General features: G+C 63.7%; 25 protein-coding genes. 14 read left to right on the plus strand and 11 right to left on the minus strand.

All coding sequences use genetic code 11. The features are described from left to right. Positions 1 to 54: 54 nt before the first annotated feature. Both ABIB66_RS14365 and tyrS read right to left on the minus strand, forming a co-directional pair. The gene (locus tag ABIB66_RS14365) at positions 55 to 1,326 is read right to left on the minus strand and encodes an MFS transporter (RefSeq protein ID WP_354203706.1); all 1,272 of its coding nucleotides are present in this window, start codon (positions 1,324 to 1,326) and stop codon (positions 55 to 57) included. Between the two features lie 57 nt (positions 1,327 to 1,383). After that, positions 1,384 to 2,637, minus strand: coding sequence for a tyrosine--tRNA ligase (gene tyrS / locus ABIB66_RS14370; RefSeq protein WP_354203704.1), 1,254 nt, complete (start codon positions 2,635 to 2,637; stop codon positions 1,384 to 1,386). Positions 2,638 to 2,801: 164 nt separating this feature from the next. Here tyrS and ABIB66_RS14375 point away from each other — a divergent pair, with 164 nt between their 5' ends. The 3 genes from ABIB66_RS14375 (at position 2,802) to ABIB66_RS14385 (ending at position 5,024) form a co-directional block, all read left to right on the plus strand. After that, positions 2,802 to 3,905, plus strand: a complete 1,104-nt coding sequence (locus ABIB66_RS14375) for an anhydro-N-acetylmuramic acid kinase (RefSeq protein WP_275171924.1) — start codon at positions 2,802 to 2,804, stop codon at positions 3,903 to 3,905. A 107-nt stretch (positions 3,906 to 4,012) separates the two neighbouring features. Continuing rightward, complete coding sequence (locus ABIB66_RS14380; RefSeq protein WP_275171925.1) at positions 4,013 to 4,690, plus strand: glutathione S-transferase family protein; 678 nt, start codon at positions 4,013 to 4,015, stop codon at positions 4,688 to 4,690. Between the two features lie 10 nt (positions 4,691 to 4,700). Next, positions 4,701 to 5,024, plus strand: coding sequence for a DMT family transporter (locus ABIB66_RS14385; protein WP_354254959.1), 324 nt, complete (start codon positions 4,701 to 4,703; stop codon positions 5,022 to 5,024). A 13-nt stretch (positions 5,025 to 5,037) separates the two neighbouring features. Here ABIB66_RS14385 and ABIB66_RS14390 read toward each other — a convergent pair whose 3' ends face one another. Further along, entirely contained in the window at positions 5,038 to 5,685 is a 648-nt protein-coding gene (locus ABIB66_RS14390; protein WP_007591562.1) for an alpha/beta hydrolase, read from the minus strand. Positions 5,686 to 6,026: 341 nt separating this feature from the next. Between ABIB66_RS14390 and ABIB66_RS14395 the strand changes: the two genes are divergently transcribed. The 8 genes from ABIB66_RS14395 to ABIB66_RS14430 all read left to right on the plus strand — a co-directional run bounded on the left by ABIB66_RS14395 (position 6,027) and on the right by ABIB66_RS14430 (position 13,639). Beyond that, on the plus strand, positions 6,027 to 7,166 hold the full coding sequence (locus tag ABIB66_RS14395) for a cysteine desulfurase family protein (RefSeq protein WP_354203698.1): 1,140 nt from the start codon (positions 6,027 to 6,029) through the stop codon (positions 7,164 to 7,166). A 116-nt stretch (positions 7,167 to 7,282) separates the two neighbouring features. Next, positions 7,283 to 8,779 carry a Fe-S cluster assembly protein SufB gene (sufB, locus tag ABIB66_RS14400; RefSeq protein ID WP_007609805.1) on the plus strand — a complete coding sequence of 499 codons (1,497 nt, stop codon included), beginning with the start codon at positions 7,283 to 7,285 and terminating at the stop codon, positions 8,777 to 8,779. 62 nt (positions 8,780 to 8,841) lie between these two features. After that, on the plus strand, positions 8,842 to 9,594 hold the full coding sequence (gene sufC, locus ABIB66_RS14405) for a Fe-S cluster assembly ATPase SufC (protein WP_354054809.1): 753 nt from the start codon (positions 8,842 to 8,844) through the stop codon (positions 9,592 to 9,594). 12 nt (positions 9,595 to 9,606) lie between these two features. Continuing rightward, the gene (gene sufD, locus ABIB66_RS14410; RefSeq protein ID WP_354203695.1) at positions 9,607 to 10,911 is read left to right on the plus strand and encodes a Fe-S cluster assembly protein SufD; all 1,305 of its coding nucleotides are present in this window, start codon (positions 9,607 to 9,609) and stop codon (positions 10,909 to 10,911) included. Next, positions 10,908 to 12,155 carry a cysteine desulfurase gene (locus ABIB66_RS14415; RefSeq protein WP_354203693.1) on the plus strand — a complete coding sequence of 416 codons (1,248 nt, stop codon included), beginning with the start codon at positions 10,908 to 10,910 and terminating at the stop codon, positions 12,153 to 12,155. The genes sufD and ABIB66_RS14415 overlap by 4 nt, the downstream gene beginning before the upstream one ends. After that, on the plus strand, positions 12,152 to 12,523 hold the full coding sequence (locus ABIB66_RS14420; RefSeq protein WP_007591551.1) for an SUF system Fe-S cluster assembly protein: 372 nt from the start codon (positions 12,152 to 12,154) through the stop codon (positions 12,521 to 12,523). Before ABIB66_RS14415 ends, ABIB66_RS14420 begins: the two co-directional genes overlap by 4 nt. Positions 12,524 to 12,608: 85 nt before the next feature. Beyond that, positions 12,609 to 13,019, plus strand: a complete 411-nt coding sequence (locus ABIB66_RS14425; RefSeq protein WP_081747958.1) for a HesB/IscA family protein — start codon at positions 12,609 to 12,611, stop codon at positions 13,017 to 13,019. A 164-nt stretch (positions 13,020 to 13,183) separates the two neighbouring features. Next, positions 13,184 to 13,639, plus strand: coding sequence for a TfoX/Sxy family protein (locus tag ABIB66_RS14430; protein ID WP_354203691.1), 456 nt, complete (start codon positions 13,184 to 13,186; stop codon positions 13,637 to 13,639). Positions 13,640 to 13,641: 2 nt separating this feature from the next. On the opposite strand, the gene fabA is transcribed toward ABIB66_RS14430, so the two are convergent. The 4 genes from fabA to ABIB66_RS14450 form a co-directional block, all read right to left on the minus strand. After that, complete coding sequence (fabA, locus tag ABIB66_RS14435) at positions 13,642 to 14,172, minus strand: bifunctional 3-hydroxydecanoyl-ACP dehydratase/trans-2-decenoyl-ACP isomerase (RefSeq protein WP_275171932.1); 531 nt, start codon at positions 14,170 to 14,172, stop codon at positions 13,642 to 13,644. Between the two features lie 108 nt (positions 14,173 to 14,280). Next, the gene (locus tag ABIB66_RS14440; protein WP_354203689.1) at positions 14,281 to 15,351 is read right to left on the minus strand and encodes a GGDEF domain-containing protein; all 1,071 of its coding nucleotides are present in this window, start codon (positions 15,349 to 15,351) and stop codon (positions 14,281 to 14,283) included. Between the two features lie 162 nt (positions 15,352 to 15,513). Further along, the gene (locus ABIB66_RS14445; protein ID WP_354203687.1) at positions 15,514 to 17,082 is read right to left on the minus strand and encodes a DEAD/DEAH box helicase; all 1,569 of its coding nucleotides are present in this window, start codon (positions 17,080 to 17,082) and stop codon (positions 15,514 to 15,516) included. 298 nt (positions 17,083 to 17,380) lie between these two features. After that, positions 17,381 to 18,346, minus strand: coding sequence for a helix-turn-helix domain-containing protein (locus tag ABIB66_RS14450; RefSeq protein ID WP_354203685.1), 966 nt, complete (start codon positions 18,344 to 18,346; stop codon positions 17,381 to 17,383). A 211-nt stretch (positions 18,347 to 18,557) separates the two neighbouring features. Here ABIB66_RS14450 and ABIB66_RS14455 point away from each other — a divergent pair, with 211 nt between their 5' ends. Beyond that, positions 18,558 to 20,072 carry a caspase family protein gene (locus tag ABIB66_RS14455; protein WP_354203683.1) on the plus strand — a complete coding sequence of 505 codons (1,515 nt, stop codon included), beginning with the start codon at positions 18,558 to 18,560 and terminating at the stop codon, positions 20,070 to 20,072. A gap of 151 nt (positions 20,073 to 20,223) precedes the next feature. Here ABIB66_RS14455 and ABIB66_RS14460 read toward each other — a convergent pair whose 3' ends face one another. Beyond that, entirely contained in the window at positions 20,224 to 20,358 is a 135-nt protein-coding gene (locus ABIB66_RS14460) for a hypothetical protein (RefSeq protein WP_354203681.1), read from the minus strand. A 119-nt stretch (positions 20,359 to 20,477) separates the two neighbouring features. Between ABIB66_RS14460 and ABIB66_RS14465 the strand changes: the two genes are divergently transcribed. After that, positions 20,478 to 21,734, plus strand: coding sequence for an FAD-dependent oxidoreductase (locus tag ABIB66_RS14465; RefSeq protein ID WP_354203679.1), 1,257 nt, complete (start codon positions 20,478 to 20,480; stop codon positions 21,732 to 21,734). Between the two features lie 179 nt (positions 21,735 to 21,913). Next, complete coding sequence (locus ABIB66_RS14470) at positions 21,914 to 22,690, plus strand: outer membrane protein (protein WP_354203677.1); 777 nt, start codon at positions 21,914 to 21,916, stop codon at positions 22,688 to 22,690. Between the two features lie 109 nt (positions 22,691 to 22,799). On the opposite strand, the gene ABIB66_RS14475 is transcribed toward ABIB66_RS14470, so the two are convergent. The 3 genes from ABIB66_RS14475 to ABIB66_RS14485 form a co-directional block, all read right to left on the minus strand. Continuing rightward, a complete protein-coding gene (locus ABIB66_RS14475) occupies positions 22,800 to 23,570 on the minus strand; it encodes an SDR family NAD(P)-dependent oxidoreductase (RefSeq protein ID WP_354203675.1) in 771 nt (256 codons plus the stop codon). A gap of 21 nt (positions 23,571 to 23,591) precedes the next feature. After that, positions 23,592 to 23,777, minus strand: coding sequence for a hypothetical protein (locus ABIB66_RS14480; RefSeq protein WP_007591540.1), 186 nt, complete (start codon positions 23,775 to 23,777; stop codon positions 23,592 to 23,594). Positions 23,778 to 24,051: 274 nt separating this feature from the next. Continuing rightward, a complete protein-coding gene (locus ABIB66_RS14485) occupies positions 24,052 to 24,834 on the minus strand; it encodes an outer membrane protein (RefSeq protein ID WP_275171942.1) in 783 nt (260 codons plus the stop codon). Between the last annotated feature and the right edge of the window lie 219 nt (positions 24,835 to 25,053).

Here is a 25,053-nt window from a genome sequence, read left to right on the forward strand (position 1 = left end):
GCCCATCCGTAATTTCCCGGTGACGCGAATGCGCCCAAGTTACCTGCGGGAGACCTATCGCCGCAAGGCGGGCACGACCAGGAACGGGATCATCCCGAGCACCACGCTCCCAAGCGCGAAGGCGAGCAGCGCGTTGTAGCCATGCGTCGCGTCATGGATCAGGCCGCCGCTCCAGGAGCCGAACGCCGAGCCGAGCCCGCTGCCGATCGAGATGGTGCCGTAGATGGTGCCGACGCGCTTGCCCCCGAAGATCTTCATTGCGGTCGCCGTGATCAGCGGTCCACGTGAGCCCATCATGCTGCCGAAGCAGACCACGAATCCGGTGAGCAGGAGGATGTTCGGATCGTACTGCAACAGCCACAGCAGGAAGATGCCGAGAATCGAGATCGCGTAGCTGAGCAGCACGGATGGCCGGCGTCCGATCAGGCCGTCGAGCGCTGATACCCCTAGCATGCCGAACACCAGCACGACGCCGGAGAAGCCCCAGGCGGTGGCGGCCTGCAGCGGTGGAAAGCCGGCATCGATCAGATAGGCCACGATCTGTGCGGCGATCGCATACATGCCGACGGCGGTGAAGAAGAATGTCGAGAACAGCGCCCAAAAGGCGTGATGGCGCATCGCGCTCGGAAGGGTCCAGCCGTGATCGACGAAATGCGGATCGGTCTTCTTGGCGATACGCGGCGACCCCGAGGCGAACAGCCGCCATGGCAGCAGCATGAGCGGCACCAGGAGGCCGAGCGCAGCGAAGCCGAACAGCTGGTAGGTCTCGCGCCAGCCGAGATGATCGATCAAAAGCTGCGAGGCCGGCAGCAGCGCCAGCACGCCGCCACCCATGGCCGAGTAGACCACCGCCATCGCGGTCGGCAGCTTCGGGCCGAACCAGCGGCCCAGCAGGATCGAGTTCGGCACATTGCCGATGAAGGCGACGCCGATGCCGACGCAGAGTCCGATCGAGAGCTGGAACTGCCAGAGTGACTGCGCGTGGCTTGCGATCAGGAAGGCCGAGCCGAGCAGCAAGAGGCCGAGGGCATAGACGATGCGTGGGCCGGAATGATCGAACAGGCGTCCGACCAGCGGCGCCATCAGTCCGCTAACGAGCCAGGTCAGCGAATAGATCGAGACCACCTGGGCGCGATCCCAGCCAAAGTTTTCCGAGATCGGCTTCAGGAAGACGGTGAAGCTTTCGCTGAGGCCGCGGCCGAGCACGGCGAGTGTGAAACAGAGCGCGAGCACCACGAGCGCGGTGCGCACGACACCCTGCGGCGTCGCCGTGACGCGTTCCCTGGTCGCTTGCTTGGACTGTTCCCCGAGCGTGTTCTGGTCCATTGCCGATCAGGGAGCGCGCTTCGGCGCGCCCTGACAAGCAGCGAAAAGCTCATACGCCTATGCAGGCCTGAGCAGGATGTGCTTCTTCTTGCCGAACGACAGCTTGACGACGCCTTCCGGCGTCAGGTCGGCCGCCGACAACGCCATCTTCTCGTCGGTGACCGGCTCGTCGTTGACGCGCAGGCCGCCGCCCTTGATCTGGCGCCGTGCTTCGCCGTTGGAGGCAACGAGGCCCGCTTTAACGAAGGCATTGAGCACGCCGAGGCCGGCGTCGAACTCGCCGCGCGGAATTTCCACGGTCGGCAGGCTCTCGGCCAACGCGCCTTCCTCGAAGGTGCGGCGCGCGGTCTCGGCCGCCTCGTTCGCTGCGTCGCGACCATGCAAGAGCGCAGTCGCCTCGGTGGCGAGCACCTTCTTGGCCTCGTTGATCTCGGAGCCTCCGAGCGCCTCGAGCTTCCTGATCTCGCTCATCGGCAGCGTCGTGAACAGCTTCAGGAATTTGCCGACGTCGGCGTCTTCGGTGTTGCGCCAGTACTGCCAGAAATCATACGGCGAGAACTGGTCGGCGTTGAGCCAGACCGCGCCTTGCGCGGTCTTGCCCATCTTGGCGCCCGACGCCGTCGTCAGCAGCGGCGTCGTCAGCGCATACAGTTGATGGGTGCCCATGCGGCGGCCGAGATCGACGCCCATGATGATGTTGCCCCACTGATCGGAGCCGCCCATTTGCAAGTTGCAGCCGGTCCGCCTGGCGAGTTCGACATAGTCATAGGCCTGGCAGATCATGTAGTTGAACTCGATGAAGCTCATCTCCTGCTCGCGCTCGAGGCGGAGCCGCACGGAGTCCATGGTCAGCATGCGGTTGACCGAGAAGTGCCGGCCGACGTCGCGCAGCATTTCGATGTAGTTGAGCTTTGTCAGCCACTCGGCATTGTCGAGCATGATGGCGTCACTCTTGCCGTCGCCATAGCGCAGCACTTTTGCGAACACGCCTCGGATCGATTCCTTGTTGGCCTCGATCTCGGCGACGGAGCGGATTGCGCGCGTCTCGTCCTTGCCGGAGGGATCGCCGACCATGGTGGTGCCGCCGCCCATCAGGGTGATCGGCTTGTTGCCGGACTCCTGCAGCCAGTGCAGCATCATCATGGTCAGGTAATTGCCGATGTGCAGCGAGCGAGCGGTGCAATCGTAACCGACATAGCCGGTCACCTCGCCCTTGGCGGCGAGTGCGTCCAGCCCCTCGAAATCGGAGCACTGATGGACGAATCCACGTTCCTGCAGCGTATTGAGGAAATCCGATTTGAATGCAGTCATTTGTCGGCGCGCCTGACAATTCTTGGTTTACTGTTTTGGGAGCAATTTAAGGGTCTTCCGTGGGAACTCGGTTGCCGCCCGCCACTTTGGCCTGTGGCATTATAAGATGTGTCCCTCTGGCACAAGATCGGCATGCCGGAGGGGGCTCTTGAGGACGCTGATCCATGATGTTGACGGCACTCGGCTTGATGAGCGGCACCTCGCTGGACGGGGTGGATGTCGCGCTGATCGAAACCGACGGAAAGCAGGTGAAGGCGTTCGGGCCGTCCGGCTATCGGCCCTATAGCCCGGCGGAGCGCAACCTGCTGCGCCAGGCGCTGAGCGAGGCCGTGCAGCTGTCGCAACGCGATGCCCGGCCGGGAGTTCTGGCCGAGGCCGAACGCGCGGTGACGCTCGCGCATGCCGAGGCGGTGGCCGCTTTCGTTGCCCAGAACCGGATGAAACCGGAAGACATCGACATCGTCGGCTTCCACGGCCAAACCGTGCTGCATCGCCCCGAGAAGCGGCTGACGGTGCAGATCGGCGATGCGCCGGCGCTGGCCAGGGCAATCCATATCCCCGTGATGCATGATTTCCGCGCCGCCGACGTCGAGGCCGGCGGGCAGGGCGCGCCATTCGTGCCGGTTTACCACCGGGCGCTCGTCCATTCGCTGGAGCGCGAAGGGCCGATCGTTGTCGTCAATATCGGCGGCGTCTCCAACATCACCTATATCGACGGCAACGACACGCTGATTGCCTGCGATACCGGGCCCGGCAACGCGCTGCTCGACGATTTCATGTACCGCACCATGAATCAGGCGTTCGACGCGGACGGAAAGTTCGCAGCCCTTGGCAAGGCGGACGAAGCCTGGATCGCGCGAGCGCTGGAGCTGCCGTTCTTCGCAAGCCCGCCGCCGAAATCGCTCGATCGCAACGATTTTGCCGCCCTGAAGCTCGGCGAGGTGCAGCCGGCCGACGGCGCCGCGACTCTCACCGCCTTCACCGCGGCGGCGATCGCCCGCATCATCCCGCTGCTGCCTCGCAGGCCGCGGAGCTGGATCGTCTGCGGCGGCGGCGCGCGCAACCGGACCATGCTCCAGATGCTGCGGGAGCGCGTCGGGTCCGCCACGGTCGAGGCCGCCGAGACAGTCGGCTGGGCCTCCGACGCCATCGAGGCGCAGGCCTTCGGCTTCCTCGCCGCGCGCGGCCTGAAGGGACTGCCGCTGTCGTATCCCACTACCACGGGCGTGCCGATGCCGATGACGGGCGGGGTGATCGCGCGGCCTTGAGGCCTTAATAGATCGGCGCCGATCCATGCAAATGCATTGAACTTGACGAGTGTATGCAAATGCATTTATGTTGGATGCAGTTGCATCCAACCGCCGGGATCGTTGCCATGACCGCTTCCCTCAAACTGATCAGCCACAAGCTTTGTCCATACGTGCAGCGCGCAGTGATCGCGCTCAAGGAGAAGGGCGTTCCGTTCGAGCGGGTCGACATCGATCTCGCCAACAAGCCCGACTGGTTTCTCAAACTGTCACCGCTTGGCAAGGTGCCGGTGCTGGTCGTGACGAGCGAGAAGGGCGAGGTCGCTTTGTTCGAGAGCAACGTGATCTGCGAATACATCGAGGAGACGCAAGGCGGGGTGAGGCTGCATCCGGCGGATGCCTTGAAGCGTGCCGAGCACCGGGCTTGGATGGAGTTCGGTTCAGCAGTGCTCGGCGACCTCTGGGGCCTGGAGACCACGACCGATCCGGCGACGTTCGAGAGCAAGCGCCAGGCGCTCGTGGCGAAATTTGCGCGGGTCGAAGCGGCGCTCGGTGCCGGTCCTTATTTTGCTGGCGAAGCGTTCAGTCTGGTCGACGCCGTGTTCGCTCCCGTCTTCCGCTATTTCGATCTGTTCGACGAGCTGACTGAGCACGGCATTTTCCGCGATGTGCCGAAGGTCCGGGCGTGGCGCGCCGAGCTGGCGAAGCGTCCGAGCGTCCGCACTGCCGTGGGCGCGGACTATTCGCAATTGCTGCGCGCCTTCCTCGTGCGCCACGACGCACATCTGCTCAAGCTTGCGGCCTGAGCCCACGCCGATGTCGCAATCCATGGCCTGGCTGATGCTGGTGATCGCCGGCCTCCTCGACGTCGGCTGGGCGATCTCGATGAAATATGCGGAGGGCTACACGCGCTCTGGCTGGAGCGTCGTTTCGCTCGTGCTGCTCGTAGCCTTCGTTGTCCTGCTCGGGCGCGCCTTGAAGGTGCTCGAGGTCGGCGTCGCCTATTCGGTCTGGACCGGCATCGGCGCCGCCGGCACCTTCGTCATGGGCGTCGCGCTGTTCGGCGAGGCCCTGAGCGCGATGAAACTTGCGGGCATCGCGCTCGTCTTGATGGGAATCGTCGCGCTCAAGCTGGCTTGAGCGGTGCCGCCCCTTAGCGCACGTTGGCGAGGCGCATGTCGAGATAGGCGGTGATGGTTTCCATCAGCGGCTCGAGCTTGGCGTCGAAGAAATGGTTCGCGCCGGGGATGACCTGCTGGTCGATCACGATGCCCTTCTGGGTCTTCAGCTTCTCGACCAGTGTGTTGACGTCCTTGGGCGGCACCACCGCGTCCTTCTCGCCATGCACGATCAGGCCCGAGGACGGGCAGGGCGCGAGGAACGAGAAGTCGTAGAGGTTGGCGGGTGGCGCGATCGAGATGAAGCCCTCGACTTCGGGGCGGCGCATCAGCAACTGCATGCCGATCCAGGCGCCGAAGGAGAAGCCGGCAACCCAGCAGGCGCGCGCTTCGGGATTGATGGTCTGCGCCCAGTCGAGTGCCGCGGCCGCGTCCGACAATTCGCCGGTGCCGTGGTCGAACGAACCCTGGCTGCGGCCGACGCCGCGGAAATTGAATCGCAGCACCGAGAAACCGCGATGCGCGAACGCATAGTAGCACTGGTAGATGATCTGATGATTCATCGTGCCGTGGAACTGCGGATGCGGATGGAGAACCATCGCGATCGGCGCGTTCTTCTGCTTGGCCGGGTGGTAGCGGCCTTCGAGACGGCCGGCGGGGCCGGTGAAAATAACTTCAGGCATGATGATCTCTTGATTGATCCCTTGAAGACGCTCTTCAACAATCAACCGATTGTGCGGATTTCATCGGCTGCTGGGCCGATCAAGCCGCGAATGGAAGGGTGGAGCGGCGCCCTCGGATGATGCGCGAGCGGCGCGCGGCGAACTGACGCGCGCGTTCTAACATGAGGCGAGGGTCAAAAAGCAAGCATCTTGAACATCCCGCAATCGGCTCAAGACGTTAGCCTGTCATGGCCGTCATCGCGCGATGGCGATTGGGAATCGAGATTGCCAAGTGCTCCCTGCGGGCCCATGTCGGGTACCAGCGGGCGAAGCAGCCTGACTCAATGGTAATATAATACGTCATGCCGAGCCGTGTTTATCTCGACTGGAACGCGACGACGCCGCTTCGCCCCGAGGCGCGAAGCGCAATGCTCGCAGCCTACGAGCTGATCGGCAATCCGTCCTCGGTTCATGCCGAGGGGCGGGAGGCACGGCGGCTCGTCGAGGGGGCCCGGTCCACGCTTGCCGAAGCCGTAGGGGCGCTGCCGCGGAATGTCGTGTTCACCTCGGCGGGAACAGAGGCCAACGCGCTGGCGCTGTCGCCGGGCCTTCGGGGCCCGTCGGGCGGGCCTGTCGAGCGGCTTCTGGTCTCGGCCGTCGAGCATGCTTCGGTGCTGGCAGGCGGCCGGTTCCCGGGCGATAAGATCCGTCAGATCCGGGTCACGCGATCCGGCGTGATCGACCTCGACCATTTGAAGGCGCTGCTTGGCGATGGCCCGCCGGCGCTGGTCTCCGTCATGGCCGCCAACAACGAGACGGGCGCGCAGCAGCCTATCGCCGAGGCCGCGGGAATCGTTCACGGGGCTGGCGGCCTCCTGCACGTCGATGCAATCCAGGCGCTTGGAAAAATCCCTTTCGATATCAAAGCTATCGGCGCAGACCTTGCGACCTTTTCTGCGCACAAGATCGGCGGCCCCAAGGGGATCGGCGCGCTGGTTGTGGGCGAGGGCGTGGCCGGACTTGAGCCGTTGCTGCGGGGTGGCGGGCAGGAGATGAACCGGCGCGCGGGAACCGAGAATGTCGCCGGCATCGCCGGCTTCGGGGCTGCGGTGCGGGTCGCGCTTCAGGCTTTGCCGGAGGATACGGAGAGGATGGCAAGTCTAAGAGATCGCTTGGAAAACGGCATTCGCTCCATGGCCGGCGCAACGGTCTTCTCAGACAACGTTGAGCGGTTGCCTAATACCGTTCTTTTCACGGCCCCTGGCTTGAAGGCCGAGACCGCCGTGATCGGTTTCGACCTCGAAGGTGTCGCAGTGTCCTCGGGCTCTGCCTGTTCCTCGGGCAAAGTCCAGCCGTCCCACGTGTTGTCGGCAATGGGGTATGATCCCACCGTCGCCCAGGGAGCGGTGCGTCTCAGTCTGGGCTGGTCCACGGAGCCGGATGACATCAACAGGGCGTTAGAGGCTTGGCGAAAGCTCGGTAATACCCTACTTAAGGGATAAGCGATGAAACACGGCTTGAACGGTTCTAAGCGCGTGCGTCCCGCCAAGAAACATCGTAATAGTCGTCCGAGTTTGATGATCCACCGCGGTCCTTGAAACCGCGAGCGGAGGATAGAATGCCAGCCGTGCAAGAGACGGTCGAGCGCGTGAAGCGCATCGACGTCGATCAGTATCGTTATGGGTTTGAGACCCTGATCGAGTCCGACAAGGCCCCCAAGGGGCTGTCGGAAGAGACCGTCAAGTTCATCTCCGAGAAGAAGAACGAACCCGCCTGGATGCTCCAGTGGCGGCTCGAAGCCTATCGGCGCTGGCTGACCATGACCGAGCCGACTTGGGCGCGCGTCGATTATCCCAAGATCGACTTCCAGGACCTCTATTACTATTCGGCGCCAAAGCCGAAGAAGACGATTACCTCGCTCGACGAGATCGATCCCGAGATCCTCAAGACCTACGAGAAGCTCGGCATCCCCTTGCGGGAAGTCGCGATGCTCGAAGGCGTCGAGCCGAAGCCCGGCGAGGAAGACCCTAACAGGCGCAAGATCGCGGTCGATGCGGTGTTCGATTCGGTCTCGGTTGCGACCACCTTCAAGGCCGAGCTGAAGAAGGCTGGCGTGATCTTCATGCCGATCTCGGAAGCGATCCGCGAGCATCCCGAGCTGGTTCAGAAATATCTGGGCTCGGTGGTGCCGACGTCGGACAATTTCTATGCGACGCTGAACTCGGCGGTCTTTTCGGACGGCTCGTTCGTCTACGTGCCGCCGGGCGTGCGCTGCCCGATGGAACTGTCCACCTACTTCCGCATCAACGAGCGCAACACCGGCCAGTTCGAGCGCACGCTGATCATCGCCGACAAGGGCTCCTACGTCTCCTATCTCGAGGGCTGCACCGCGCCGCAGCGCGACGAGAACCAGCTGCACGCGGCCGTGGTCGAGCTTGTCACGCACGACGACGCCGAGATCAAATATTCGACGGTGCAGAACTGGTACCCGGGCAATTCGGAAGGCAAGGGCGGCATCTACAATTTCGTCACCAAGCGTGGCGATTGCCGCGGCAACAATTCCAAGATCTCCTGGACCCAGGTCGAGACCGGTTCGGCGATCACCTGGAAGTATCCCAGCTGCATTCTGCGGGGCGACAATTCGCGTGGCGAGTTTTATTCGATCGCGATCTCGAACGGCTATCAGCAGGTCGACAGCGGCACCAAGATGATCCATCTCGGCAAGAACACGTCGAGCCGCATCATCTCCAAGGGCATCGCCGCCGGCAGGTCGCAGAACACCTATCGCGGGCTCGTCACGGCGCATCGCAAGGCGACCGGCGCGCGCAACTTCACCGCCTGCGATTCGCTGTTGATCGGCGACAAATGCGGCGCGCACACCGTGCCGTACATCGAAGCCAAGAACTCGTCGGCGACGTTCGAGCACGAGGCCACCACGTCGAAGATCTCCGAGGACGTGCTGTTCTACTGCATCCAGCGCGGCCTCACGCAGGAGGAGGCGGTTGGCCTCGTCGTCAACGGCTTCGTCAAGGACGTGCTTCAGCAACTGCCGATGGAGTTCGCGGTGGAAGCGCAGAAGCTGATCTCGATCTCGCTCGAAGGATCGGTCGGCTAGCGCCGATCCTCGCGGCGCGCATCGCGCGCCCCATGCATCATTTGAATAAACTGGACACCAAGATGGCTTTGCTCGAAGTGAAAGACCTCAAGGTTCGTGTCGAGGAACGTGAGATCCTCCACGGGCTGACACTGACCGTGAACGAGGGCGAGATCCACGCGATCATGGGGCCGAACGGCTCCGGCAAGTCGACCCTGTCCCACGTCATTGCCGGCAAGCCGGGCTACGAGGTTACCGACGGCCAGATTCTGTTCAAGGGCGAAGACCTGCTCGAGATGGCCCCGAACGAGCGCGCCGCCAAGGGCGTGTTCCTGGCGTTCCAGTATCCGGTCGAGATTCCCGGCGTCGCCACCATGAATTTCCTGCGCACCGCGCTGAACGCGCAGCGCAAGGCGCGCGGTGAGAGCGAGTATTCGACGCCCGACTTCCTGAAGAAGGTTCGTGAAGTCTCGAAGTCGCTGAATATCCCGCAGGACATGCTCAAGCGTGGCGTCAATGTCGGCTTTTCCGGCGGCGAGAAGAAGCGCAACGAGGTGCTGCAGATGGCGCTGTTCGAGCCGAGCCTGTGCATCCTCGACGAGATGGATTCCGGCCTCGACATCGACGCGCTGCGCATCGCAGCCGACGGCGTCAACGCGCTGCATTCGCCCAAGCGCGCGATGGTCGTGATCACCCACTATCAGCGGCTGCTCAACTACATCGTGCCCGACATCGTGCACGTGATGTCGAAGGGCCGTGTCGTGAAGAGCGGCGGCAAGGAACTGGCGCTGGAGCTGGAAGCGTCGGGCTACGCCCAGTTCGAGGACGCCGCGTAAGGATTGTTTGAGATGAACGTTGCTGTGGCAAAGACCGGAAACGGCCGCGCGGTGAGCGATCTCTTCGCCAGCGCCGAAGGCCGCCTGCCGGGTTCGCCTTCCGTGATCGCGGCGCGCCGCGAGGCGTTCGAGACCTATGAGCGTCTCGGCCTGCCGCACCGCCGGATCGAGGAATGGAAGTACACCGATCTGCGCGCGCTGGTCGGCGAGGTGCTGCCGCTGGCGGCGGCGCCCGATGCGGCTGGGTTGAAGCGCGCCGCGGACGCGGTGAAAGCGCACGCGATCGCGGGCGCCCGCAAGCTGGTGCTGGTCGACGGCGTGTTCGCTCCCGATCTCTCGGACATCAAGGCGCTGGCCTCCGAGGCGGGCTTTAAGACATTGCGGGAGACGCTGGAGAAGGATTCCGGGCTGCTGAAGACCGCAGCTACCGATGCTGTGATCTCGCTGAACGCGGCAATGGCGACCGACGGTGTTGTGCTTGATATCGCCGACGGCGCGCAGCTGTCCGCGCCGATCCAGATCATCCACATTGCGACCGCGCCTTCCGCGTCGACTTTCACCCGCTCGCAGGTCGCGGTCGGGAAGGGCGCTCGTGCCACCATCATCGAGAGCTTTGTCGCGGCCGGCGCCAAGGCCTACCAGGTCAACGATGCCGTCATCCTCTCGGTCGGCGACAACGCCGACGTCGCGCATATCCGCCTGATGGACGATTCGCCGGATGCGGTGAACATCACCTCGCAATTCGTCACCGTCGGCGCGAATACAAAGCTCAATTTCTTCAACATGACCACCGGTGCTGCGGTCAGCCGCCTCCAGGGCTTCATCACGCTCGCAGGCGAGGGCAGTGAACTCTCGGTCAACGGCGTGAACCTGTTGCAGAAGACCGAACATGGCGACACCACGCTGGTGGTCGACCATGCCGTGCCGAATTGTGTGAGCCGCGAAGTCTTCCGGGCCGTGATCGACGATCGTGCGCACTCGGTGTTCCAGGGCCGCATCATCGTTCGTCCAGATGCGCAGAAGACCGACGGCAAGATGATGATCCGCGCGCTGCTGCTGTCGGACGAGGCGGAAGCCGACAACAAGCCCGAGCTCGAGATCTTTGCTGACGACGTCTCCTGCGGTCACGGCGCGACCGCCGGCGCGCTCGATGACAGCCTGCTGTTCTATCTGAAAGCGCGCGGCCTGCCGGAGAAGCAGGCCCAGGCGCTGCTGATCCAGGCTTTCGTGGGCGAGGCGATCGAGCAGATCGCCGATGATGATCTGCGCGAGCACGTGATCGGCATTGCCGAGCGCTGGCTGGAGCGGCGCCAATGAGCACGCATCCGGCAGTCAAGAACGGCGCCTATGACGTTGCGCGCGTGCGCGAGGATTTCCCGGCGCTGGCCATGCAGATCTACGGCAAGCCGCTGGTCTATCTCGATAACGCGGCTTCTGCGCAGAAGCCGAGTGCCGTGCTCGATCGCATGACGCAGGCCTACACCTCCGAATACGCCAACGTACATCGCGGCCTGCATTATCTCGCCAACGCCGCGACCGAGGCCTATGAGGGCGGCCGCACCAAGGTGGCGCAGTTCATCAACGCGCCGCGGACCGAGGAAGTGATCTTCACTCGCAACGCGACCGAGGCGATCAACCTCGTCGCCTCGTCCTGGGCTGAACCGAACATCAAAGAAGGCGACGAGATCGTCATCTCGATCATGGAGCACCACTCCAACATCGTGCCCTGGCATTTCCTCCGGGAACGCCATGGTGCCGTGATCAAATGGGCGCCGGTCGACGACGAGGGCAATTTCCTTATCGACGAATTCGAGAAGCTGCTGACCTCGAAGACCAAGCTTGTCGCGATCACGCAGATGTCGAACGCGCTCGGCACCATCGTTCCGGTCAAGGACATCGTGAAGATCGCCCACGCCCGCGGCATCCCCGTGCTGGTCGACGGCAGCCAGGGCGCCGTGCATCTGCCCGTCGACGTCCAGGACCTCGGCTGCGACTTCTACGTTTTCACCGGCCACAAGGTCTACGGTCCGACCGGCATCGGCGTGCTCTGGGCGAAGTACGACCACCTCGTCGCGATGCGCCCGTTTAACGGCGGCGGCGAGATGATCCGCGAGGTCTCGCGCGACATCGTCACCTATGGCGATCCCCCGCACAAATTCGAGGCCGGGACGCCGGCGATCGTCGAGGCGGTCGGGCTTGGCGCCGCCATCGACTACGTCAATTCGATCGGCAAGGAGCGTATCGCCGCGCACGAGCACGATCTCGTCACCTATGCGCAGGACAAGCTGCGCGAGATCAACTCGCTGCGGCTGATCGGCACGGCGCGGGGCAAGGGCCCGGTGATCTCCTTCGAGCTCAAGGGCGCGCACGCCCATGACGTCGCCACCGTGATCGACCGCCAGGGCATCGCGGTGCGCGCCGGCACCCATTGCGTGATGCCGCTTTTAGAGCGGTTCAACGTCACAGCCACATGCCGGGCGTCGTTCGGCATGTATAATACGCGGGAAGAAGTCGATCATCTGGCACAGGCGCTTCTGAAGGCGCGGGATTTGTTCGCATGAGTGACACGGCCGAAATCAAAGCCAATCCGATGGAAACCCAGTCGGCGCTGCCGCCGGAGGAGACCGAGCGTCTCACCACCGAGATCATCGCAGGGCTCAAGACCGTGTTCGACCCGGAAATCCCGGCTGATATCTACGAGCTCGGCCTGATCTACAAGGTCGAGATCAAGGACGATCGTTCCGTCGACGTGCAAATGACTCTGACGACGCCGAACTGCCCGGCCGCCGGCGAGCTGCCGACGATGGTCGAGAACGCGGTCGCCAGCGTCCCCGGCGTCGGCGTAGTCGACGTCAAGGTGGTCTGGGAACCGGCCTGGACGCCGGAGCGCATGAGCGACGAGGCGCGCCTCGTGCTCAACATGTGGTGACGCGTAACCTTCGCTTTAGATACTTAGAAGATCCTTGTTGGATCCTTGGCATTGAATTCGCTCGGCAACGGACCACATCACTGACATGACACAGATTTCGTCAGGCTCGACACCAGCATCCACTCCGAAGCCGCGGCGGCCCCGCCCGCAGGTGATGCGGCTGACGGACGCTGCTGCCCAGCGCATCAACGAGCTGACCCAGCGGGCCGATTCCGAGATCGTGGGCTTGCGTGTCGGCGTCAAGAACGGCGGCTGTGCCGGTCAGTCCTACACTGTCGAATACGCCCATGACGTCCGCCCGACCGACGAGGTCGTCGAGGACAAGGGCGTCAAGATCCTGGTCGATCCGAAGGCCGTGCTGTTCCTGCTCGGCACCGAGATGGACTACAAGGCCGATAAGATGCAGGCCCAGTTCGTCTTCAACAACCCCAACCAGATCTCCGCCTGCGGCTGCGGCGAGTCGGTCGAGCTGCGTCCCGCGCAGATCGACGGGTAGGGCCCGCGGCCGTCCTGGCGAAAGCGAGGACCCATACAGCGTGATCTCTCGTCGGTAAGAGATGTCGGTACCGGCGTGGCGCGACGGGCAGTCTTCGCTAAACTACTCCCTGGGGTAATGGGTCCTGGCTTTCGCCAGGACGACCGTGCGGAGATAGGTCAGCCATGGACCGCGAATTCCTGATCGACCTGTTCGCCGATTTCGGCCCCGTCGCGATTCGAAAAATGTTTTCCGGCTACGGCATCTCCGCCGACGGCATCAACTTCGCGCTCGCGTTGCGCGCCGGCCTGTTTTTCCGCGCCGACGAGATGACGATCCCGGATTTTGAGGCGGAAGGCTCGAAGCCGTTCCAATACTCGACCCGCGCCAAGACCGTGGTGGTGAACTCCTACTGGGAGCTGCCGGCCCGCCTGTTCGACGATTCCGCGGAACTCGCGCAATGGGCGAGGGCCGCGCTCGCCGCCGCCCAGCGCGCCAAGGTGAAGAAGCGGCCCAAAGCCAAGAAGACACCGAAGAAAGCGGCGAACAAGCCGGCGAAGAAGGTCGCCAAGCCTGCGAAAGCGCCGAAGAAGGCGAGCAAAAAGAGCTCGCTTGGGAAGCGCGCCAAGCGACTGGGGTAAGCTCAGTCCACGGCCTTGGTCAGACCAACCCGCATGTCCTTGGCGGTGAAGACGCAGATGCCGTCGGCAAGCACGCGACCGTCAGCAATTCCGAGCACCAGCTTGCCGCGCCGGACCATCCGCATGGCGACCTCGTAGCGCACGCGTTGCGCGTTCGGTGTGACCTCGCCCGTGCACGCGACTTCGCCGACGCCGATGGCGCGGCCCTTGCCCGGCGAGCCCGACCAACCAAGCCAGTAGCCGACCATCTGCCACATGGCATCCAGCCCCAGAGAGGCCGGCATGGTCGCATCGCCGCGATAGTGGCAATCGAAGAACCAATGGGCCGGCGCGATGTCGAGTTCGCCGACGATATGGCCCTTGCCGAACTCGCCGCCGTCCAGGCTGATCTCCGTGATGCGGTCCATCATCAGCATCGGCGGCGCCGGCAATTGCGCATTGCCCGGGCCGAAATAGCCGCCCTCGCTCGATTTCAACAAGTCGTCCCTCGTGTAGGACGGTTGCGGCGTGTGAAAATCATGCGGGTTGGGCAAGACGATAAGTCCTCCGGATGCTCGCAGTCGGGCGCCTCGAGACGGCGAGGGAGATGTCGTTCGTCAGGTCAGAATGTCAAGCGCGGGCGGCGGTGCGCGGCTTCGGCGTCACGCCACGCGGTTGTGCGTCTCTACCGCGAATTCCGGATCGGCCTCGCAGATCACGCGGTTGCGGCCGTTGCGTTTGGCGGCGTACAGGCAAGCATCCGCGCGTTCGATCAGCGCATCGGTGTCGTCGCCCTGCTTGAGCATGGAGACGCCGACGGAGATGGTGACGCGGCCGAGGATTTCGCCGGTGGACTTCTTCTTCAATTCCTTCGCCATCACCGCGCGCCGGATGTGATCGGCCACCGTGAGGGCCTGGCGCAGCGCGGTGTTGGGTAGCACGACCGCGAATTCCTCGCCGCCATAGCGCGCGGTGATGTCCTGGCCCTTGATGGTCTGCTTCAGCGACAGGCCGACCAGCCGCAGCACCTGGTCGCCGGTGAGATGGCCGTAGGAATCGTTGAACGACTTGAAATGATCGATGTCGACCAGCAGCAGCGACAGCGGTTCGCCCGAGGCGAGCGCGCCTTGCACGGCCATGTCGATCATGCGATCGAAATATTTGCGGTTGCCGAGCCCCGTCAGCGGATCGGTCAGGCTCTCGGCGCGGATTGCCTCCAGGCTCTGCTGGAGATTGCTGATCTCGCTCTTCGAGAGCGTCAGCCGATCTTCCAGCGCCTTGTTGGTCTCGCGCATCTCGCTGGTGGAATGCAGCAGCGTCTCGACGATCGACTTGATCTGCTCGCGGCTCTCGGGCGCCGTAGACAGCTTTTCGGTCGCGCCCCACAGGCTGGCATCGTAGGAGCCGGTCATCTCGAGTGCGTCGCCGAGTACCTTCATGACGTCGTCGATCTCGCCGATGACGCGCGCGCCGACCTTGTCGATGCGGTCGGTGGTCTTGATGTGGGAGAGGTAGGTCTCGTAGATCTGATCGAGATCGGCTTCGGTCAGCTTGCCGCTCCGCGCCAGCGTCTCGTTGATGATCTTGTTGAGGGGGGCGTTGTAGCCGGTGGCGTAGACGAACCAGATCTCGTAATTGCGGGGAATTGCCGTCTGTCGTAGCGATCGGATTTGACCGAGCGCAACCTCAGCGAACGCCATCGTGCGTTCGTGTTCGTCGAGCACCTTGACCACGGAACATACCCCACAGCGATCGGCGCGCCGTCGACCGCAGCAATACTTAAATTATGTTCGTAGGCTAACGGACGATCGTGAACGCCCCGTAAATATACGCCCACGAATGCGTCCAAAAAAGTGCGCGCCAGCTTTACTTCAACCAAAGGCGCGCATCGCGCTTCAGGCGCCGGCGGGGGTGCGAACCGGACGCAGCAGAAATGCCGGCAGATGCGAGTGGTCGCCCGGCTCACTGTCGGCCTCACGTTGGCGGCGCGGCTCGGGGCGACCGATCGACGGCACATGCGACGGATTGGCCTGCTGGCGCGCACCGTCACGCGGCTCGGATGATGGCTTGCCTTCACGCGGAGGTCTGGCTTCACGCGGAGGCCTTGATTCACGCGGAGGCCTGGCCTCGCGTGCGGGCCTTGCTTCGGAAGCGGGCCTCGCCTCGGGAGCGGTCCGTGCTTCGGCTGAAGGCTGTGCCTCGCCACGCGCTTCGCGCGGCTCGTGGCTGCGCTCACGATCGCGACCGCGTTGCGGCTTGCCGCGTCCGCCGCGTGAACGTTCACGGCCGCGCTGCTCGCGCGGACGCTCGCTCGCATCGGAAGCATCGGTGCGGACTTCGAAATCGCCTTCGGCGCGCGGAATGCTCTGGCCGATCAGCTTCTCGATCGCCACCATCGACTTCTGGTCGAGCGGCGTGACGAGCGAGATCGCCATGCCGGACCGGCCTGCGCGACCGGTGCGGCCGACGCGGTGGACATAGTCGTCGGGATGGTGGGGAACATCGAAATTGAAGACGTGGCTGACCTCGGGGATGTCGAGGCCGCGGGCGGCGACGTCGGATGCGACCAGCAGGGGCAGCTCGCCCTTGCGGAACTGTTCGAGTGCCGCCGTGCGGGCCGACTGATCCATGTCGCCGTGCAGCGCACCGACGCTGAAGCCGTGCTTCTGCAGCGATTTGTGAACGACGGCGACCTCGCGCTTGCGATTGCAGAAGATGATCGCGTTCTGGAGATCCTTGGCCTCGCGCAGCAATCGGCGAAGCAGCTCGCGCTTCTCGTGCGCCTCACGCCCGGCCGGGACCTGACACTGCGTAACGGTGACAGCGGTGGTGGCGGGCTTCGATACCTCGACCTTCTGCGGATTGTGCAGGAAGGTTTCGGTGATGCGCCGGATCTCCGGCGGCATGGTCGCGGTGAAGAACAGGGTCTGCCGGGTGAACGGGACGAGCTTGCAGACGCGCTCGATGTCGGGAATGAAGCCCATGTCCAGCATCCGGTCGGCTTCGTCGATGACGAGCAACTCGACGCCGGTGAGCAGCAGGCCGCCGCGCTCCGTGTGGTCGAGCAGGCGACCGGGAGTGGCGATCAGCACGTCGACGCCGCGCGTCAGCTTGGCATCCTGGTCGCCGAAGGAAACGCCGCCGATCAGGAGGGCGACGTTGAGTTTCTGACCCGCGCCGTAGCGGTCGAAGTTTTCCTTCACCTGCGCCGCGAGTTCGCGGGTCGGTTCAAGGATCAGGGTGCGCGGCATGCGCGCCCGCGCGCGACCCTTTTCGAGAATGGTGAGCATCGGCAGCACGAAGGCCGCGGTCTTGCCGGTGCCGGTCTGGGCGATGCCGAGCACATCCTTGCGAGCGAGGACGTGAGGGATCGCCTGTTCCTGAATGGGGGTGGGGGTGGTGTAACCGGTGGCCGCCACTGCGGCGAGGACTTTTTCGGATAGTCCGAGATGGGTAAAAGACATTGAGCCTCTGGTCGAAACCGCCGTTCGGAATCGAGGGTAATAAGGCTGTCGCGTTCCACCCCAAAACGGCGCGCTCTCAAAGAAGCTGGGGGTGCTGACTCACGCGAACAAAGCGCCAAGCTCAGGAATCGCTCTTCGATCTGAGCCGCGTCGCCACGGAACATAGGCGGGAATCGGCCAAAGTCAATGGAGCAGGCGCGGGAAGGCCCTAAAAAACCTGAGGTTTTCGCCCAAATAGCGGGCGCGGCTGCGGTTTTCCGCCCAATCCGGCGATCGGCCGGAGCTGCCCAAACGTCGGCTAACGCCCCTGCGGCCCCTGCGCGCGGAAGTCGCCGGGGGCCATCCCGTAGGCGGCGTTGAAGGCCCGGTAATAGGTCGCCAGGCTGTCGAAGCCACAGGAGGTCGCGATGTCGGCGATCAGCCGGTCCGGGGCTTCGCGCATCAAGTGGCGGCTCTGGTTCAGGCGTTCCTCCGTCACGGTTTGCGAGAAGCTCTTGGCCGTGCTTTCGAACAGAATATGAAGGTGACGCACGGAGATGCCGAGCAGATCGGCCACCACTGTCGGCGCCAGATTCGGGTCTTGCAGGTGACGCGCGATCAGGCGCCGTGCCTGCGAGAGCCGGGCGGTCCGCAGCGCGGCCTGCCCGAGGCGGCTGCCGGGCCGCAGGATGCCGCGCTCGATCAGCGCCAGATGGGCTAAAGCCTGGACGAGGGAAGCGGCATCGGCGGGGCCGTCATCACCCGCGGCAACCTCACCGAGATCGGCGAAGCAGGCGCCGAGCAGAGGCGCCAGGGTGGAATCGTCGAACGTCCGGGGCGCAAGCTCGCGCATGCGGTTATCCTGCGTGGAGAGGCTGCTCACGGGGACCTTCAGGATCCGCAGATGGAAGCCTCCTGCGCCCAGCGGCGTCGTGCGATAGGGCTGGTCGGTATGGCTGGTGGCGAAGCTGCCATTGGCGATCGTGAAGTCGCTGCTGCGCATGCCGCCGAACCAGCCGCCGCTGCCGAGCTGCTGATAGACGCAGATGCTGTCGCTCGGCGCGTGAGCGATGTCGGTCATGCTGCGCTCGACACTGTAGTGCGACGCCTTCAGTTCGACGAGGCCGGCGCCGCCAAGCTGGCGCAGCGAGAATTCGCCGAAGAAGTCCGCGCGGCGTTCTCGCTCGAGTTCGGCGGTGACGCCGAACAGGCCCTTGGCGCGCACCTCGCGCCAAAAGTCGAAGCGGTCGTGCGGCTCGACCTCGTCGGTGCACCAGCGATACACGGCAGCCCCTCGCTTCCAGCGGAATCGCCCACAAGAATTGACTGAGAAAAAGCAGATTCCAGCGGGATCTGCCATAGGCTAGACGACAGAACCTGAGTCCTCGGGGCTGTTGAACCAGCGCTATGGCTGGGCCGACTATCACATCAACGGCGCGGTTCCCATGAACCGATGTTCGAGGGAACCGGCGTGGGCCGTTCGTGAGGGATTTTCGATGACGCGTCGGCTTTTCAGAGTTCTGGCGGCGCTTGGCCTCGCGGCCGGCCTCAGCGGTTTCGCGCTTCCCGCCTGTGCAGAGAAGCGCGTTGCGCTCGTCGTCGGCAACAACGACTACAGGAACGTTCCGAAGCTGCTCAAGGCGGTCAACGACGCCCGCACCATGGGCGATACGCTGAAGCAGCTCGGCTTCTCGGTGATGGTCGCCGAAAACCAGAGCCGGCAGCAATTTTCGGAAACGCTGCTCGCGTTCGATCGGACGATCGAGGCCGGCGACACCGCGTTCTTCTTCTATGCCGGCCACGGCTTCGAGATCGCCGGCCAGAACTATCTGCTGCCGACCGACGTGCCGGCGGCGACGGAAGGGCAGGAAGAGCTGGTGCGTGACGCCTCCATCCTGGCCGATCGCATCGTCGAGCGTCTCCAGAACAAGAAGGCGCGAACCTCGATCCTGGTGTTCGACGCGTGCCGCAACAACCCGTTCGAGCGCAAGGGCACCCGCGCCGTCTCAGGTGGTGGCGGACTTGCCCCGATGGTGCAGCTGCCTGAAGGCGTGTTCTCGGTCTTCTCCGCGGGCCCGCGCCAGACCGCGCTCGACCGCCTCTCCAACGACGACGCCAATCCCAATTCGGTGTTCACGCGCACCTTCGCCAAGGAGCTGCTCCAGCCCGGCGAGAACCTGGTGCAGGTGGCGCAGCGTACGCGCCGTCTCGTCGCCGAGATGGCCGACACCGTCAAGCACAGGCAGGTGCCGGTCTATTTCGATCAGATGGTCGACGACGTCTTCCTCAGCGGCATCGCCAAGGACGTCGCCGCGCGCCCGGCCGATCCGCCGGCGCAGAAGCTTGCGGCGCTGCCGCCGGTGTCGGTGCCGCGCGTGCCGAAGGAGGAGACCACCAATGCGCCGATCGCGAGCTTCTCGCGCCACAATGGCGGGTGGAGCGTGGTGTTCTCCTTTGCCGACCCGACCCTCGGCGTATCCTGGCGCATGGCCGGCAATGGCGATTTCCGCGAAACCGGCTTCATCGATACGCTCGACCCGCGCACGCGCAAGAGAATGCCGAACCCATCGATTGAATTGCCGCCGGACGCGCAGGCCGGCACCATCGAGGTCCGCTATGTCGACCAGTCCGGTGACATGCAGGGGCCGTTCCCGATCAGGTTCGATCCCGAAGCCGCGCTGATCCGCGACCAGCGCAAGATCCTCGACATGACCGCGACGAGCTGGCTGTCATTCCGCGAGTTCAACGGGCTGCTGGTCTACTACACGCACCTCGTGTCCTACCGCTGCGCAATCCGCGAGGTGCGCATCGGCATCGACACCGCCGTTCCGAACCAGGTGTTGAAGATGCCGGGCTGCGACATGCGCGATCCCAGCGCGATCAGCGCTGGCATGCCGCTCTACATGAAGCTCGCGCCGGCAACGCAGTTCATCTCGGTGGAGCTGACCTATCGCGACGGCAGCGTGTCGGAGATCAAGAGCTTCCGCAGCGCGAACCGCAGCAACAACTGAGGTGTCGAGCAGGCCGCGTCCGCCGCAACTATTCGCGGCGCATCCTTATCAAAGGCTTGATCGAGTCGAGCGCCTCGATCAAGGGCGCAGTCAGCGAGAAGAACGCGCCCATCGCGATCGAAATGATGACGCGGCGCAGCAGGAGCTTCTCCTACTCCTCGTACGGATAGCCGTTCTGTTCGATGCGCACCGGCGCCAGCCCGGGCCTCCGCGGCGTGATCATGATCACGACGAAAAGCACGTTGATCAGGATCCAGACGCCGAGCAGTATTAAGATTGTCTGCACTGCAATTTCCTGAATGAGTCGGAATTGGCAGCAAGGCTAACGGCCATTCACAACTGCGGCAAATGAATCTTGCTTGCTGCACTGCACAGAAAGCTCAACTGGTGGATGAGGACCCGGCCGTGAAATCCGATACGTCGCAGCATCCCCAGGGCTCCTCGGTGAAAGTGCGGTGTTGCATCGTCGGCGGCGGACCGGCGGGCATGATGCTCGGCTATCTCCTGGGACGCGCCGGCATCGATGTCGTGGTGCTGGAGAAGCATGCGGATTTCTTCCGCGACTTCCGCGGCGACACCGTGCATCCCTCGACACTCCAGGTGATGGACGAGCTCGGCTTGATCGACGGATTCCTGAAGCTGCCGCATCAGCGCTTGCAGAAGATGGACGGCCTGTTCGGCGGTACCCCCGTTCGCATCGCCGATCTCAGCCGCCTCCGCACCAAGTACCCCTTCATCGCCTTCATGCCGCAATGGGATTTCCTGAATTTCCTGCGCGAGGCCGGCCAGCGCTTCGCCTCGCTGAAGGTGATGATGAACACGGAGGCCGTCGATCTGATCCGCCGCGGCGAGACCGTCGTCGGCGTGCGGGCGAAGACGCCGGACGGCATCGTGGACATCGAAGCCGATCTCACCATCGCCTGTGACGGCCGGCATTCGACAGTGCGTCAGCGTTCCGGCCTCGAGGTCGAGGAGATCGGCGCGCCAATGGACGTGCTGTGGTTCCGCGTCGGCCGCAAGGCGAACGAGACCGAGAACGTGTTCGCGCGCGTCGAGCCCGGCAAGATGATGATCACCTTCGACCGCGGCGACTATTGGCAGTGCGCCTATGTCATCGCCAAGGGACAATACGACGCGGTGAAGGCGAGGGGATTACAGGCGTTGCTCGATGACGTCGTTCGCATGGCGCCGATCCTGAAGATCGGCATTGCCGATGTGAAGAGCTTCGACGATTTCAAGCTGCTCACCGTCGCGATCAACCGTCTGCCGCGCTGGACGCGGCCGGGCCTGCTTCTCATCGGCGATGCCGCGCATGCGATGTCGCCGGTCGGCGGCGTCGGCGTCAATCTCGCCGTGCAGGATGCGGTTGCGACCGCAAATCTGCTGGCGGACAAGCTGCAAAACAGCTGTCCGTCGGAGGACGAACTCGATGCCGTGCGCCGTCGCCGCGAATTCCCGGTGAAAATGACGCAGCGAATGCAGATGATCGTGCAGAACAACATCATCAGCGGCGCCTTGCAGGGCGGCGACCGGCCGCTGAAAGTGCCGCTGGTCGTGCGCCTCATCACCGCGCTGCCGTGGCTCCAGGGCATTCCGGCGCGCCTGCTCGCGCTCGGCGTCCGGCCCGAGCACGTGCGGTCGAAGGCTGCGCCGGCACGGTAGCGCAAGAACCCGGTAGGGATAACGCTGCGTTAAATCGCGCTCGGCGCGTTGCCTGCGTGCAACAGCGCAAACGGATTGAAGGCGCGCTGCTTGCCAATCCCACGTCTTAACTGTCTTGATTCAAATTTGAGTAAGAACTGCATGTGAGCGTGCACCCATCAAAGGACACGGGGTGTACCATGCGTAACAAATTGATTGCCGCCTTCGCCTGCACGACCGCTCTGATTTCGACCGGCGCCGCTTCCGCTGCCGATCTCGGTGCACGGCCCTACACAAAGGCGCCGGCCTATATGGAGTCGATGTTCAACTGGACCGGCTTCTATGTCGGCGGTCACATCGGTGGCGCATGGACCAACGAGCGCTGGAACAACACCGCGAACACAACGCCCTTTGGTGACCTCGCTCCGGGCGAGGGCTTTCGTCAGCGCGGCGCCGGCATCATGGGCGGCGCCCAGATTGGCTACAACTGGCAGGCCAACAACTACGTGTTCGGCATGGAAGGTACGATCTCCGGCCTCGACAACCACGGCTCGGGCAGGAACAATACGTTCGGCGTCGGCCTAGACGATGTGTTCTCCTGGCGCGCCAACGTGCTCGCGACCGTCGTCGGTCGTGCGGGCTTCGCCGTGCAGAACAATCTGTTCTACATCAAGGGCGGCTATGCGGGCGTGAACAACCGCCTGTCGGTGAGCGATACCGTTCCGAACCCGTCGACGGGCTCTGGCGGTCAGACCCATTGGGCCAACGGCTGGACCGTCGGCGCCGGCTGGGAATACGGCGTCACCCGCAACTGGATCGTCGGCCTCGAGTACAACTACGCAGCCTTCGCCAGCCAGACCTATCAACTTGGCGGCACCTCGGGCAATTACAGCTTCGATGCCAAGCCGCGCGACATCCAGTGGGCCGTCGTGCGCGCCAGCTACAAGTTCGACGCGCCGGTCATCGCCCGCTACTGAGTGCGTCAACGAACGACCAAGCAGCCACAAAAGACGATCACTGCCCAAATTTAAAAGCCCCGGCATTGTCCGGGGCTTCTTTTTTGTGTGCAGGGCTTTCGCGTACGGCCTACGCCATCACCGAGAACCCGCCATCGACGGGGATCGCGGTGCCGGTGACGAAGTTGGAGGCGGACGAGGCAAGGAACACGGTGATGCCGGCGAAGTCGTCGATGTCGCCCCACCGCCCCGCAGGCGTGCGTGCCAGCACCCGCTCGTGCAATCCTGATACCTGCTGCCGCGCTCCGCGGGTCAGGTCGGTGTCGATCCAGCCCGGCAGGATGGCATTGACCTGGATGTTGTCGGGCGCCCATGCATTGGCGCAGGCGCGCGTGTACTGAACGATGCCGCCCTTGCTCGCCGCATAGGCCGTTGCGAAGCTCGCGCCGAAGATCGACATCATCGAGCCGATGTTGATCACCTTGCCGTTGCCGGACGCCTTCAGCGCCGGATAGGCCAGCTTCGAGCACAGGAAGGCGCTGGTGAGGTTGGTGTTGATCACCGTATTCCACTCGTCGAGCTCGAGCTCGTGCGGCGGCTTGCGGATGCTCATGCCGGCGTTGTTGATGAGGATGTCGATGCGGCCGAGATCCCCGATGACACGCTCGACCATCGCGGCGATGGCCGCCTTGTCGGTGACGTCGGTGGCAACACTGATCGCCTTCACGCCGCGTTGGCTGAGATCGGCGACGGCGGCGGCGGATTTGGTTTCGTTGCGACCGACCACGGCGATGTTGGCGCCGGCATCGGCGAGGCCACGGGCCATGCCGAGCCCGATGCCACCATTGCCGCCCGTGACGATCGCGACCTTGCCGCGGAGATCGAACCGACTGGATGTCATGCTGCTATTCCCTGGTTTCTTCTATTGGTTGCTCTGCCAGATCAGCACCAGCCCAAAGCCGGCCATGGCTGCGCCATAGCCGGCCCATTGCAACTGGTTGACCATGAAGCTCGATCGCGGCCACGCGACGGTGCCCGTGCCCTGTCCGATCCAGAGCAGCCCGACGGCGAGGGCAAACAGGCCTGCTACAAGCAGAAATCTGCGCATGCATTCCTCCCCATTGGTCCGCTTCTGTCGGGACGCGACAAGCCGATTGCCGCGGCCCGAAAACTTGGCGGGAGACTAGCCGTAGCCGTGGTTGGGATACAATGGCTGCTGATGCAGGCCGCAGGGCGGATGCATGTCCATACGCAAGATCGCCGGAAAGCCAGCTTTCGAGACGCCTACCCAAAGCTGAAAGCGGGCATCAGCCGCTGAAGCACCGCACAACGAAAAAGCCCCGGACGATGCCGGGGCTTTGACGTCTGAACTTGCGTTCGGATCAGTACTTCGCGACGACCGGACCGGTCCAGTTGAAGCGGTAGACCAGCGAGGTCGAGATCGTCTGGTTCCAGCTGTTGGCACGGATGCTGTTACCGATCGGAAGATTGCCCACGTCGGTCACGATGTCCGAGGTCTTGGCGTTGTAGAAGGCCGAACGATACTCGGTCTTCATGAACCAGCCGGGCGACTGGATGCCGAAGATGTTCAGGTTGTTCTCGACGCCACCGCCAACAAACCAACCGTTGCGGTTGTAGCTGCCCAGGTGGACACCAGCGGGAACGCCACCCAGCGTCATGAAGTTGGTCTGGCCGAAATGGGCGCCAGAGTAACCGCCGTTGACGTAGGAGAGAACGTTCGGGGCGACCAGCCAGCCGAGGCGGACACCAGCGGCCCAGGAGTCTTCCAGCTTCTGGTTGCCGGTGAGGCCAAGGGTCGGATCCTGAATGGTGGCACGGATGCTGCCGAACTGACCGTCAGCGAACACGCCGGCGACCCAGGTGCCGCTGAACTGCCAGTCGTAGCCGAGGCCGACCGTGCCGAACCAGCCCGAGCCACCCTGGCGCTGATCGATCGTCAGGGGAACTGCGCCGACCGTGGTCTGCACGCGCTGGTCAGAGGCCGAGAGGCCGCCGCCAGCGCCGCCGAAGATGTAGAAACCGGTCCAGCTGGCGACGGGAGCCGCCATCGGCGCCTTCACGTAGGGACGGGCGCCAAGGTCAGCGGCCGAGGCCGAACCGGTCATCGCGGCAACCGCAGTCAGTGCGAGCAAAATCTTCTTCATTTTAAAATCCCCAAGCTTTGGTCTGTCTGGCAGGCGCGAGCGCACTGAAGTCCGTGTGATCTGATGTCCCGGACTATAGCTGCTTCTCTCCGAAATGCTGTTGCAGAGCAGGCACAGTCGCCGGGAAACGCTGCACCGCAGGGATTCTGAGTGCCATTGCCGAAATATACAATAGAGCTGCATTATCAACGTGTTATTCAGAATTTCGCGATCTGTGTT

Origin of the sequence: Bradyrhizobium sp. F1.13.3, assembly GCF_040548265.1 — a bacterium.
Classification (GTDB): domain Bacteria; phylum Pseudomonadota; class Alphaproteobacteria; order Rhizobiales; family Xanthobacteraceae; genus Bradyrhizobium.